Source organism: Betaproteobacteria bacterium (genome assembly GCA_009693245.1).
Lineage (GTDB): Bacteria > Pseudomonadota > Gammaproteobacteria > Burkholderiales > SHXO01 > SHXO01.
The window spans coordinates 1-12,954 of the sequence record SHXO01000091.1 but is presented as its reverse complement, the minus strand read 5'-3'; the positions used below and the strand labels follow the sequence as shown (position 1 = coordinate 12,954).

10 protein-coding genes are annotated in these 12,954 nt (G+C 60.9%); 5 read left to right on the top strand and 5 right to left on the bottom strand.

Annotation, left to right across the window (positions count from 1 at the left end):
* Nucleotides 1-360: 360 nt before the first annotated feature.
* From urtE to urtA, 5 genes are all read right to left on the bottom strand, one after another.
* A complete protein-coding gene (gene urtE, locus EXR36_13475; protein MSQ60614.1) occupies nt 361-1,059 on the bottom strand; it encodes an urea ABC transporter ATP-binding subunit UrtE in 699 nt (232 codons plus the stop codon).
* A 12-nt stretch (nt 1,060-1,071) separates the two neighbouring features.
* A complete protein-coding gene (urtD, locus tag EXR36_13470; protein MSQ60613.1) occupies nt 1,072-1,890 on the bottom strand; it encodes an urea ABC transporter ATP-binding protein UrtD in 819 nt (272 codons plus the stop codon).
* Entirely contained in the window at nt 1,887-2,921 is a 1,035-nt protein-coding gene (urtC, locus tag EXR36_13465; GenBank protein MSQ60612.1) for an urea ABC transporter permease subunit UrtC, read from the bottom strand. The genes urtD and urtC overlap by 4 nt, the downstream gene beginning before the upstream one ends.
* Nucleotides 2,922-2,982: 61 nt before the next feature.
* Nucleotides 2,983-4,581 (bottom strand): urea ABC transporter permease subunit UrtB, encoded by a 1,599-nt coding sequence (urtB, locus tag EXR36_13460; GenBank protein ID MSQ60611.1) that lies wholly within the window; start codon nt 4,579-4,581, stop codon nt 2,983-2,985.
* Nucleotides 4,582-4,647: 66 nt separating this feature from the next.
* Nucleotides 4,648-5,901: an urea ABC transporter substrate-binding protein gene (urtA, locus tag EXR36_13455; protein MSQ60610.1), complete on the bottom strand. Its 1,254-nt coding sequence runs from the start codon at nt 5,899-5,901 to the stop codon at nt 4,648-4,650.
* 417 nt (nt 5,902-6,318) lie between these two features.
* Between urtA and lexA the strand changes: the two genes are divergently transcribed.
* The 5 genes from lexA to dnaE all read left to right on the top strand — a co-directional run bounded on the left by lexA (nt 6,319) and on the right by dnaE (nt 12,876).
* On the top strand, nt 6,319-6,936 hold the full coding sequence (gene lexA, locus EXR36_13450; protein ID MSQ60609.1) for a repressor LexA: 618 nt from the start codon (nt 6,319-6,321) through the stop codon (nt 6,934-6,936).
* A 37-nt stretch (nt 6,937-6,973) separates the two neighbouring features.
* Nucleotides 6,974-7,420, top strand: coding sequence for a hypothetical protein (locus EXR36_13445; protein MSQ60608.1), 447 nt, complete (start codon nt 6,974-6,976; stop codon nt 7,418-7,420).
* Nucleotides 7,421-7,450: 30 nt separating this feature from the next.
* Nucleotides 7,451-8,146, top strand: a complete 696-nt coding sequence (imuA, locus tag EXR36_13440; GenBank protein MSQ60607.1) for a translesion DNA synthesis-associated protein ImuA — start codon at nt 7,451-7,453, stop codon at nt 8,144-8,146.
* 20 nt (nt 8,147-8,166) lie between these two features.
* Nucleotides 8,167-9,600, top strand: coding sequence for a DNA polymerase Y family protein (locus EXR36_13435; GenBank protein MSQ60606.1), 1,434 nt, complete (start codon nt 8,167-8,169; stop codon nt 9,598-9,600).
* A 765-nt stretch (nt 9,601-10,365) separates the two neighbouring features.
* The gene (dnaE, locus tag EXR36_13430) at nt 10,366-12,876 is read left to right on the top strand and encodes a DNA polymerase III subunit alpha (GenBank protein MSQ60605.1); all 2,511 of its coding nucleotides are present in this window, start codon (nt 10,366-10,368) and stop codon (nt 12,874-12,876) included.
* Nucleotides 12,877-12,954: the final 78 nt, after the last annotated feature.

Sequence of the window (12,954 nt, the reverse complement as noted above, 5' to 3'; positions counted from 1 at the left end):
CGGATCTCCCATCCGAGTGAGTTGCTAGGCGCGCTCTTGTACATCGAAGAATCCAGGCTGCTTGGGTTTGGGTTGCTTCCTGCGTTTGTCTTTCTTCATCGGCCTCGGGATCACTTTGCGCTTCTAGCCTTTTTATCACATCGATTCCAAATGCTCTACTCTAGAATGCTGAATTATTAGAGGTGCCATTATCGACTTTTTCATAGGCGTGGACCGAAGGCAACGCGACACAAACTGCGATGGCACCGGCTAGCAACGCGCGTAAGAAAATGAATGAGGGTCTCATGGGGTCTCCTTGGGCAAACTTGCCGAAGGCGGATTCTACCCTCGCGGCCCTGGCACTTTTCAAGGAGCGGAAAACTATACCGCCAGGTAGGCCCTCAATTCTTGCTTGTCCATATCCTTGCCCAGCCCTTGTTTCACCACTTCGCCCCGGCGCAAGATCACGTACTGGCCGGCCAAGGCCTTGGCAAAGTCGAAGTACTGCTCCACCAGCAAGATGGCCATCTCCGCTTGCTCGGTCAAGCGCGCGATCACGTGTTCGATGTCCTTGATGATGGAAGGCTGTATGCCCTCCGTGGGCTCGTCGAGGATCAGCAGCTTCGGGTTGGATACCAGTGCGCGAGCGATAGCCAATTGCTGTTGCTGCCCGCCGGAGAGATCGCCGCCCCGCCGCTTCAACATTTGCTTGAGGACCGGAAACAATTCGAACACCCGCTCGGGAACATCGCGCAGCTTACTCCCCGTGCCGGTGGCCAAACCCATGATGAGATTTTCTTCCACCGTCAAGCGCCCGAATATATCGCGCCCTTGGGGCACATAGCCGATGCCCAGACGCACGCGCTCGTAGGGAAGCAAAGTGCCGATCTCACGGTCCTCAAAACCGATGGAGCCCGACTTGATGGGCACGACACCCATCAGGCACTTGAGCAAGGTGGTCTTGCCCACGCCATTGCGCCCCATGATGGCGGTGCAACTTCCCTTGGCCACATGCAGGTTGACGTTACGCAGGATATGGCTGCTACCGTAGTACTGGTTGAGTTGGGTAACGTTTAGCACGGCATTTTCCTTCTAGCGCCCCAGGTAGACTTCGATGACGCGCTCGTCGGCCTTCAATTGGTCCAACGTGCCTTCGGCCAACACGCTGCCCTCGTGCAGCACCGTCACAGTTTTTGCAATGCGGGCGATGAATTCCATATCGTGCTCCACCACCACGACGGAATGCTTACCAGATAGGTTCTGCAAAAGCTCCGCCGTGCGCTCGGTTTCCTCGTCCGTCATGCCGGCCACAGGCTCATCCAGGAGCAAGAGCCGCGGTTCCTGCATGAGAAGCATGCCGATCTCCAACCACTGCTTCTGGCCGTGGGAGAGCAAGCCCGCCATCAGGCCGGCGTGCTCCGATAGTTGGATGAGATCCAAGGTGTGCGCGATCCGATCGAGTTGTCGCGAAACCAGCTTCGCTCGCAAGCTTGCACGCACGCTCTTGTCGGTTTTCATGGACAGTTCCAGGTTCTCGAACACCGTGTGATTCTCGAACACGGTTGGTTTCTGGAATTTGCGGCCGATGCCAGCTTGCGCGATGTGTGCCTCCGGCAGGCGCGACAAATCGATGGTCTGCCCGAAGAACGCGGAGCCCGAATCGCAGCGCGTTTTCCCCGTGATGACGTCCATCATGGTGGTCTTGCCCGCGCCGTTGGGACCGATGATGCAACGCAATTCGCCTTCGTCTATGGTCAGCGTGAGTTTGTTCAGTGCGCGAAAGCCATCGAAACTCACGGTGATGTCTTCCAGATACAAGATAACGCGATGCGAGGTGTCCACGCCCTCGCCCGGAACACGCCCGTAGCCCGCGCTCCCCCAATCGCCCGGCAATACGTTTCCGTCCGTCATGATCTTTTCAATTTAGCGAAGCCTCCAGCCAAACCTTGAGGCAGAAACAGCGTCACTAGTATGAAGAGCAACCCCAGGAAGAACAACCAGTACTCGGGGAAAGCCACGGTGAACCAGCTCTTCGCCCCGTTCACGATGCCCGCCCCGATGAACGGCCCCAGCAGCGTTCCGCGCCCGCCCACGGCGACCCAGATGGCCGCTTCGATGGAATTGGCGGGCGACATCTCGCTCGGGTTGATGATGCCTACTTGCGGAACGTACAAGGCCCCCGCAATGCCGCACAGCACGGCGGAGAGCGTCCACACGAAGAGCTTGTACCAAAGCGGGTTGTAACCCAGGAACATCAGCCGGCTTTCGGAGTCTCGGATGGCACTCAACACGCGCCCCGCCTTGGAGCGCAAGATCGCGCGCGCCAGAACCAAAACGCCGGCGAGGTAGGCCCCGGTCAGCACAAACAGCGCTGCCCTGGTGCCAGGATCGGAGGTGCGAAAGCCCAGGATCTGCTTGAAGTCGGTGAAGCCGTTATTGCCGCCAAATCCCGTCTCATTGCGAAAGAAAAGCAGCATGAAGGCGAAGGTGAGAGCCTGGGTGATGATGGAAAAGTACACGCCCTTGATGCGAGAGCGGAAGGCGAAAAATCCGAACACGAAGGCTAGGACTCCCGGCACCAACACCACCAAGAGCAAGGCATACCACAGATGATCGGTAAAACTCCAATACCAGGGATAGGCTTTCCAATCCAGGAACACCATGAAGTCAGGCAAATGGCTTTGGTACTGCCCTTCTTGCCCGATGCCGCGCATGAGATACATGCCGAAGGCGTAGCCGCCCAGCGCGAAGAACACGCCATGCCCCAAGCTCAGCACGCCCGTGTAACCCCAGATCAAATTGAGCGCCATGGCCATCACCGCGTAACACATGAACTTGCCCAACAAGGTGATGACGTAGGCCGAAACGTGCAGCGCACTCCCGGGCGGCACAAAGAGGTAGGACGCGGCCAAGGCCACCAGCACCACGGCAAAGACTGCCATGGCCGCCCACCCCGCGGGCGGAAAGAAGGGCGGGATTCGGGGTAGGAGGAGGTGAGGAGATTCAGGCTTCAACCGCTCTCCCCTTCAACGCAAACAGTCCCCGCGGACGTTTCTGAATGAAAGCGATGATCATCACCAGGATCATGATCTTGGTGGGCACCGCGCCAATATAGGGTTCGAGAAACTTGCTGGCCACGCCTAGGCCCAACGCGGCATACACCGTGCCGGCCAATTGCCCAACACCGCCCAGCACGACCACCATGAAGGAGTCGATGATGTAGCTCTGGCCCAAGTCCGGCCCCACGTTTCCGATCTGCGAAAGCGCGCAGCCCGCCAGCCCCGCGATGCCCGAACCCAGTCCGAATGCCAGAACATCCACGCGCCGCGTATTAACACCCACGCACGCCGCCATGCCGCGATTCTGCGTGACCCCTCGAATGAACAATCCCAAGCGCGTTTTAACCAGCACGAACCACATGGCAGCCAGCACGGCGAGCGCGAAGGCAATGATCACGATGCGGCTATAGGGCAGCGTAACGTTGGTGAACTCAATGCCCCCAGACATCCACGACGGGTTGGACACTTCCACGTTCTGCGGCCCGAAGATCTGCCGCGCCAGCTGGATGAGAAACAAACTGATTCCCCAGGTGGCCAGCAGCGTTTCCAACGGGCGGCCGTAGAGCCACCGTATCACCGTGCGCTCCAGCGCAATGCCCACAAGGGCAGCGCACGCAAAAGAAAAAGGAACCGCCATGACCAGATACCAATCGAACCACGCAGGCGCGAATTGCCTGACTATCTGTTGCATGACGAAGGTGGCGTAGGCCCCGGTCATCAGCATCTCGCCATGGGCCATGTTGATCACGCCCAGCAAGCCATAGGTGATGGCAAGCCCCAAGGCCACCAACAACAAAATACTGCCCAAGCTCAATCCGGTGAACAACCGCCCGCCATATTCGGAGACCACCAAACGCCGCTCGATACTTTTCAAGGCATAACCGGCCTCGCGCCGGATCTCTTCCACGGACTCCGTTTCCAACAAGATAGCCAATAGCGTCCGCGTCTTCCCCTGCCGGCTCTCGCCCAACACCCGCACCGCCGCCAGCCGCACGGTAGGATCCGTATTCTTCAAATCGATCCCCGCCTTGATCAGAGCAAGAAGCGGCTTGATCCTAGAATCTTGTTCCTTATCCAAAGCCTTTTCAACGACCGGCAACACCGCAGGTGTTGCCGGTGAGGCTTCCAATTCCTGAGCGGCCTTGAGCCGTACTTGCGGGTCATCCGCGACCAAACGAAGAGCCGAGAGCGCCGCCTCGATGCGCCCGCGAATGCGGTTATTGGCCGTCACGCTTTCCAAATCTCCCGGCGGCGAAGCCAGGGCTTGCCCGGTTGCCGCATCGAGTACCTGGCCGTCTTGCACGATCACCACCGCGCCCGAGGCGCTCACTTGCAGCGACCCATCGCGCAACGCGGTGAGAAGCCGCAGGGCATGGGCATCGGCGGCGAGCGCCAACGCTTCGATGGCCTCGACCTTGGTGCTGGTCTCCGCGCTCGCCAATTTCCTCAACAACTCCGCATCCACCGCCCACGCGGGAACACTGGACAGGACGAACCCCGCCAGCGCGAGCACCCCCCGCCAGACTCTCGAATCCCCAGCCATGCTCCTCCCTATTTTCGACATGATCCCCAGCGCGAGACGCCCGAGCGCCTCGCGCTGGGGATATGGCTAGATGTTTTGCTTGGACTCGTTACCCGCGATAAAAGGACTCCACGGCTGTGCCCGGATGGGCTTGCTGGTCTTCCACACGACGTTGAACTGGCCATCGCCTTTCACCTCGCCGATCATGACTGGCCGGTGCAAGTGGTGGTTGGTCTTATCCATGGTGAGGGTGAAACCACAGGGTGCCTTGAAGGTCTGGCCCGCCATGGCTATACGTACCTTATCCACCGAGACGTCCTTGGCCTTCTCGGCCGCCTGCTTCCACATGTGCAAGCCGGCGTAGGTCGCTTCCATGGGATCGTTGGTCACGACCGTATTCAGATTCGGCACGCTGTTCTTCTTCGCCCAGGCCTTGTACAGGGCGATGAACTTATCGTTCTCGGCGTTCTTGACGGACATGAAGTAATTCCAGGCGGCCAAGTGGCCGAGCAGCGGCTTGGTGTCGATGCCGCGCAACTCTTCCTCGCCCACGGAGAATGCCACCACCGGCACGTCGGTCGCCTTCAAGCCTTGGTTACCCAACTCCTTATAGAAGGGCACGTTGGAATCCCCGTTGATGGTGGACACCACGGCGGTCTTGCCGCCGGTGGAGAACTTCTTGATGTTGCCCACGATGGTTTGGTAATCGCTATGACCGAAGGGCGTGTAGACCTCCTCGATGTCCTTCGCCGCCACGCCTTTCTTCTTCAGAAAGGCGCGCAGAATCTTGTTCGTGGTGCGCGGATAGACATAGTCGGTCCCTAGCAGGAACCAGCGCTTGGCGGCACCCCCGTCCTCGCCCATCAAATACTCCACCGCCGGAATGGCCTGCTGGTTGGGCGCGGCACCGGTGTAGAACACGTTCTGGGACAGCTCCTCGCCTTCGTACTGCACTGGGTAATAGAGCAGCCCGTTCAACTCTTCGAATACGGGCAGCACCGATTTGCGCGACACCGAGGTCCAGCAGCCAAACACGGCGGCCACCTTGTCCTGGGTCAATAGCTGGCGCGCCTTCTCGGCGAACAACGGCCAGTTGGAGGCCGGATCGACCACCACGGCTTCAAGGGGACGGCCGAGCACACCGCCCTTGCCGTTGATCTCCTCGATGGTCATGAGGGCCGTGTTCTTCAGCGCCGTTTCGCTGATGGCCATGGTGCCGGAAAGCGAATGCAGAATGCCGATCTTGATGGGCGTTTTATCCGCGCCGAAAGCCTCCTTGAACGGAATGGCCCCGGCGGCGGCCAGTAAAGCGGTGGATTTCAGAAACTCGCGTCTTAGCATGGAAGGTCCCCTTGGTTGTGGAAGTCAGAATGCGCGACAGTGCTCCAGAAGTCGTGGCATCGGTTTGGCGCCGAACACTTAAGTTGCACCGCACTATTTCGCAATGTCTGTGCCTAGGGGATTCCGGGCTCCATGGATGCCCGCGTTTCTCTATTCCCGTCAAAGCCTTAAGGGCGCTCGAAGAACCCAAAACCGGACGGCGCCCGGCACTCATGGGCGAGCGTCCCCGCACCGCATCAGTGCCATCGCCAAGTATGGCCGCCCGGTATTGGTGCGCTTGCGCATTCTTTCCACTCTTGACAAGATAGGCTGGTGGCTTGTACAGTTCACGAATCTGTATATAACAACAGGCTATAGACCCGGTGGGTTATCTTCCATGGCCCATCTTCCGTAAATCGCTTTGCATAAACCAACCCCATGAGCGAACTCACCCAAAGGCAAGCCGAAGTCCTGCAACTCATCGCTGAATTTATTCAAGAAACCGGATTCCCCCCCACGCGGGCGGAAATCTCCCAAAAGTTCGGCTTCCGTTCGGCCAACGCGGCGGAGGACCACCTGCGGGCCCTGGAACGCAAGGGCTACATAGAGATGATGCCGGGGGCCTCCCGCGGCATCCGTATCGTGGGCGGAGACCCCAGCATCTACACCGGCCTGCCCGTGATCGGGCGGGTGGCGGCGGGCAACCCCATCCTCGCCGTCCAACATATACAAGGGCATTTTCAGGTGGATGCCAAGCTCTTCAAGCCTCAAGCCCATTACCTGCTCAAAGTCCGCGGCCTGAGCATGCGGGACGCGGGAATATGGGATGGCGACTTACTGGCCGTGCACCGCACCAAGGAAGCCCGTTCCGGGCAAATCGTGGTGGCCCGCTTGAAGGACGAAGTCACGGTCAAGCGCCTGAAACGCCAAGGCAATCAAGTGCAACTGCTCCCCGAAAACCCCGATTTCGATCCCATCCATATCGATACCAAGAAGGATTTCTTCGAGATCGAAGGGCTGGCGGTGGGGTTGATCCGTAGCGGGAAGCTGGCGTGAGATGTAAGTAGTGTCCAGCTAAGAGGAGGAAGCATCCATGGAACGCGAACGAGTTCTGCAAATCCTGAAGACCCTAGCCGATGGTACCGATCCTGGCAGCGGCGAACGATTTCCGGCAAACAGCCCTTACCAGCAACCGGATGTCATACGCTCTTTGTTCTGGACAGTACGGGAGTTGGAGCGGCACTCCGGCAACACACCGGCCAAGGCATCCGCCACCAGCGAAGTTTCGGTGGAGGCTGCTCCAACCAAGTTGCGCCGGAACCCAAACGCGGGTAAGCCGTGGTCCGCGGAAGAGGATGCACGCTTGACCACGGCTTTCGATGCGGGCAGAACGGCCGAGCAACTTGCCTCGGATCACAAGCGCTCTCGCATCGCGATAGAAGCCCGGCTCGCCAAATTCGGCAAGATGGCGGCACCTGCTTATCTTCCTTCGAGGAGCAAGCCGCCCCTCGCCGAGTCGCCCATGGCTTTGTACGCTTAGATTGCAATCCCGGGTTAAGCACAATGCGTCATGGGCAATGCTCTCGAGTCCCTCCTTCAAACTCCCCATATCTGGCGTGGCAACCAGTATGCGCGAGTAGCTTTCGAGAGCATTCCCACTGGCTTTAGTCATCTCGATACGCAACTTCCTGGGGGCGGCTGGCCGCGTGCGGCATTAACAGAAATCCTGGCCAGCCGGCAAGGCATCGGAGAGCTTTCCTTGTTGATGCCGGCACTCTCCCGGCTTTCCAAGGGTAAAGAGTGGATCGCGTGGATAGCACCCCCCCATATTCCCTATGCACCGGCATTGAGTCGCGAAGGAATCAGCCTCTCTAAAGTGATCGTCGTGCATACCCCCAGCGAACAGGAAAAAATCTGGGCCGCGGAAAAGTGCCTGCGCTCTCAATCATGCAGCGCGGTACTGCTATGGGCCTGTACGCATACCCATCAAGCCTGCCGGCGTTTGCAACTGGCCGCGGAAGCCGGGCGCGCTTGGGGAGTTTTGTTCGGGCCCAGCCAATGGGCGCGGCACACCTCCCCCGCCGCTTTACGCTTGCTGTTGGCTCCGGAGCAAGGCCGTCTCAAAGTGCATCTGCTCAAGCGCCGGGGAGGGGGCACGCTACCGGAAATCTTCATCGATGAACTGCGCGAGCAAGCACCCGCCGGTGATCCTCCCCGCACGGTTGCCACACCCTTCCATCACCGCTCGAGGCAGCAGGTTGCCTAGGCTACCTTTACCCAAGCGCCATGCTCTGGACCTGCCTCAATTTTCCCAGCTTCTCCATGCAACTCGCGTTGCGAGGAGGGGCCGTGCCCGAGCCGCTGGTCATCGCCAGTGGCGGCCGGCGCCCGGAAATTCTCTCTTGTAATCCGGCGGCTCTCCAGCACGGCATCCGGCCGGGGATGAGTGTTTCCGCCGCGCTGGCGCTGGCCCCACGGCTGATTGAACGGCCTCGAGACCCCGCCGCCGAGGCGCAGGCGTTGCAAAACCTCGCCCTATGGGCGGGGCAATTCACCCCCAGTGTGAGTCTGCAAGCGCCCGGTAGTCTCTTGCTGGAAGTGGAGGGATGCCTACGGTTGTTTGGAGGTTTGCGCGCCCTCAACGCACGCATTCAATCGGAACTGGAAGCCCTGGGCTACAAGCCATCGATGGCCAGCGCCCCCACGCCCGCGGCGGCATGGCTCTTTGCGCGCGCGGGCATCGCCACCACCTTGCTGGACCGCCACGAACTCAAGCGCGCCCTCGCCCCGCTGCCGCTGTCCTTGTTGAACCAGCCTCCGGCAACGCTGGAGAAACTCGGGGAAGCCGGTGTACGCACCTTCGGCGAGTGCTTGAAACTGCCGCGCGATGGCTTGGGGCGGCGCTTTGGCCAAGGCCTGCTCGATGAGATGGATCGCACGCTGGGCAAGCTTCCCGATCCGCGCGGATGGTTCGTCTCCCCGGCGCGTTACAAGGGCCGCCTGCTGCTCCCCGCGCCGGTGGCCGAAAGCGAAGCGCTGCTCTTCGCCTTGAAGCGGCTGGTGCTGGAGCTGTGCGGTTTTCTACTGTTGCGCAACGCAGGGGTCACGCGCTTGAAGGTGGAGCTGCAGCACGAGGACCATCCCACGGGGGCATTTGTACTGGGATTGTCCGTCCCCAGCCGGGATGCCACGCGCATCGTGCAATTGCTGCGGGAGCGCTTGCACGCGATGCCGTTGCGGGACCGCGTGCAAGCCATCGTTCTCCAATCGGAGGAAATCGCCGCGCTCTCGTCTCGCAATCTCACGCTCTTTCCGGATGACCAGGGCCAGGAAGAAGAACGCCTGATGCTGGTCGAGCACTTGCGCGCCCGGCTCGGCGTGGAGAATGTCCATGGCGTCACGAGCTTTCCGGACCACCGCCCCGAATATGCGTTTCGGCGCGAAGAGCCTGGGAAAACCGGCGCGACCACCTCCGTGGCGAGGCGCCCCCTCTGGTTATTAAACCAGCCCCGGCTCATCGCCCGGCAAGGAGAGCAGCCGTCCTTCGGCGGCCCCCTCACTCTCACCACGGGCCCGGAGCGCATCGAAAGCGGTTGGTGGGACGGCGGCGATATCCGGCGCGATTACTTCACCGCCAGCAACGAAGCAGGGGAAACCTTATGGATATACCGCGACCGCGGCGCCGCGCGCGGATGGTATGTGCATGGCTTGTTCGCTTGATGCGCCATGTTTCCTTCCTACGCCGAACTGCATTGCCTGAGCAACTTCACTTTCCTGCGCGGCGCCTCTCACCCCGAAGAATTGGCGGAAACCGCCGCGAAGCTGGGCTACACCGCGCTGGCCATCACGGACGAGTGCTCCCTGGCCGGCATCGTGCGCGCTCACGTCGCGGCGAAGGAGAACAAGCTTTCGCTCATCGTTGGATCGGAATTCACGCTCGCGAGGGAGGCTTCCCCCTGCGCGCTTCGCCTGGTCTTGCTCGCCACCAACCGGGAAGGCTACGGGAACTTGTCGGCGCTCATCACGCGCGCGCGCCGCAATGCCGCGAAGGGCCACTACCGCCTGCATCGCGAGGATTTGAAGGAAGGCCTACCTCATTGCCTGGCTCTTCTGCTGCCCGGCGCCACACCGTCCATCGAGGATGCGCAATGGTTGTCCGGGCGATTCGCGCGCCGCGCCTGGATCGCCGCTGAATTGCACGCGGGACAAAACGATCGCGCGCGGCTGGCGCAATTGCAAGACCTCTGCGCGAAGTCCGGCTTACCCTTGGCGGCAGCGGGCGATGTGCACATGCATAGGCGATCGCGCCGGTTGGTGCAAGACACGCTCACCGCCATCCGCCTGGGATGTTCCATCAAGGAAGCGGGAAGCGCGCTTTTCCCCAATGGCGAGCGGCATCTGCGCCGCCGCGAGCGGCTCGCCCGCATCTATCCTCCAGAGCTTCTAGCGGAAACCTTGAGCATCGCGGCACGCTGCGAGTTCTCCCTGGACAGCCTGCGTTACGAATATCCCGAAGAGCTCGTTCCCGCGGGCGAAACGCCGGCGTCGTATTTGCGCCAGTTGAGCGAGGAAGGTTTCCGCTGGAGATTCGGGTGCGAACTCGCGGTGGAGGGAGTAGGGAGAGGGGAGGAGGGAGGCGTCCCCCTCACCCAAGCCCTCTCCCCCGCATCCGGGGGAGAGGGAGTTTCTTGCACACCTCCCTCCTCCCCCCTCCCTCCTCCCTACTCACAGCGCTTCACACCGCTTCTCGCGCCAGCCGACACCGAAAAAGCGCGCGCGCTCGTGGAACACGAACTCAAGCTCATCGCGGAGCTTCGCTACGAGCCTTATTTCCTGACGGTCTACGATATAGTCCGCTTCGCCAGCTCCCAAGGCATTCTCTGCCAGGGCCGCGGTTCGGCGGCCAACTCGGCGGTGTGCTACTGCCTCGGAATCACGGAGGTGGATCCGGGCAGGATGGAATTGCTATTCGAACGCTTTTTATCCAAGGAGCGCAACGAGCCTCCCGACATCGATGTGGATTTCGAGCACGAGCGCCGCGAGGAAGTCATCCAATACATCTACGCGAAGTACGGCCGGGAGCGCGCCGCGCTGGCCGCCACGGTCATCGCCTACCGCCCCCGGTCGGCCATACGCGACATCGGCAAAGCGCTGGGAATGGAACTCGCCCAAGTGGACCGCCTGGCGAAGAACATGGCGTGGTGGGATGGCCGCGACATCGATCCGGAGCGCATTCGCGAGGCGGGATTGGACCCGGAAAGCCCCGTCATTGCCCGCTTGCTCCATCTCATGGGCACGCTGCTAGGCTTTCCCCGCCACTTGTCTCAGCATGTGGGAGGTTTCGTCATTTCGCAAAGCGCGTTGTCCCGCCTCGTTCCCATCGAGAACGCCGCCATGCCGGAGCGCACCGTTATTCAATGGGACAAGGACGATCTGGATGCGCTGGGCCTGCTCAAGGTGGATGTGCTGGCGCTCGGTATGCTGAGCGCCATTCGCCGGGCGATCGATTTAATCAACCGGCACCGGGGGCGAACCCTCACCGTGGCGGATATTCCACCGGAGGATCCTAAGGTCTACGAAATGATCGGGCACGGGGACACCATCGGCGTCTTTCAAATCGAATCGCGCGCGCAACAAAGCATGCTGCCGCGCATGAAGCCGCGCGGCTTCTACGACCTCGTGATCGAAGTAGCCATCGTGCGCCCAGGACCCATACAAGGCGGCATGGTGCATCCCTATCTGCGCCGGCGGCAAGGCCTGGAACCCGTCACCTATCCATCGGAAGCCATCGAAGGCGTGCTCAAGCGAACCCTAGGCGTACCGATTTTTCAGGAGCAAGTCATGCAACTGGCCATCGTCGCGGCCGGTTTCACGGCCGGCGAGGCGGATAAATTGCGGCGCGCCATGGCGGCCTGGCGCCGAAAGGGCGGGCTGGAGCCCTTCGAGCAACGACTCAAGGATGGCATGCGCGAGCGCGGTTACTCGGAGGAGTTCGCCGAGCGCATCTACCGGCAGATTCTGGGTTTCGGCGAGTACGGATTCCCGGAGTCCCATTCCGCCAGCTTCGCGTTACTGGTCTACCTCTCCGCTTGGCTCAAGTACCACGAACCCGCTGCTTTCACGTGCGCCTTGCTCAACAGCCAGCCCGTGGGGTTTTATGCGCCGGCACAGCTGGTGCAAGATGCGCAACGGCACCAGGTCACGGTGCTACCCGTCTGTGTCATGCATAGCGATTGGGATTGTTCGTTGGAAACCGGCGCGAACGGCGGCCTCGCGCTTCGCCTTGGGCTGCGCATGATCAAGGGATTATCGGAAAGCGGCGGGCGAAAGTGGGTGGAAGTTCGCCAACTGGCGCAACGAATCGAACACGCCCAAGCCGCGCTGGCTTTCGAAGCGCTGGCACGCCGCGCCGGGCTTGGCACCCACGACATAAATGCCCTGGCGGCGGGCGGTGCGCTCACCGGCTTTGCCAAACACCGCCATCAAGCCGCATGGCTGGTGGCGGGCATCGATTGGCGTCCTCCTCTTCTCAAGGAAACATCCATCGCCGACCACCAACCTGCTCTCGGAGCCCCCAGCGAAGCGGAAGATCTCGCCGCCGATTACTCGGCACTCGGACTCACCCTGGGCCGTCATCCGATGGCCTTGTTACGCCCCCGGTTCGACAAGCTGAAAATGCGTACAGCTCTTGAGATCCGGCAACTGCCGCACAAGAGCCTGGCCCGCACGGCGGGATTGGTGATAGGCAGGCAACGGCCAGGTACGGCCAGCGGGGTGATCTTTGTCACGCTGGAAGATGAAACGGGAATGACCAACGTGATCGTGTGGAATGCCGTGGCGCTGCACCAGCGCCGCGTCCTGCTCGGCACCAATTTATTAGGGGTGCATGGCATCGTCGAACGCGAAGGCGAAGTCGTGCACCTCATCGCGGGGCGCCTGGTGGATTACCGGGAGTTATTCGGCCAGCTTACGACGGCTTCGCGGGATTTCCATTGACCGGCCGGCCCAAATAAAAAAGCCCGACCTTTTGGGTTGGGCTTTTTTGGGTAAGTACCCTGACGATGACCTACTTTC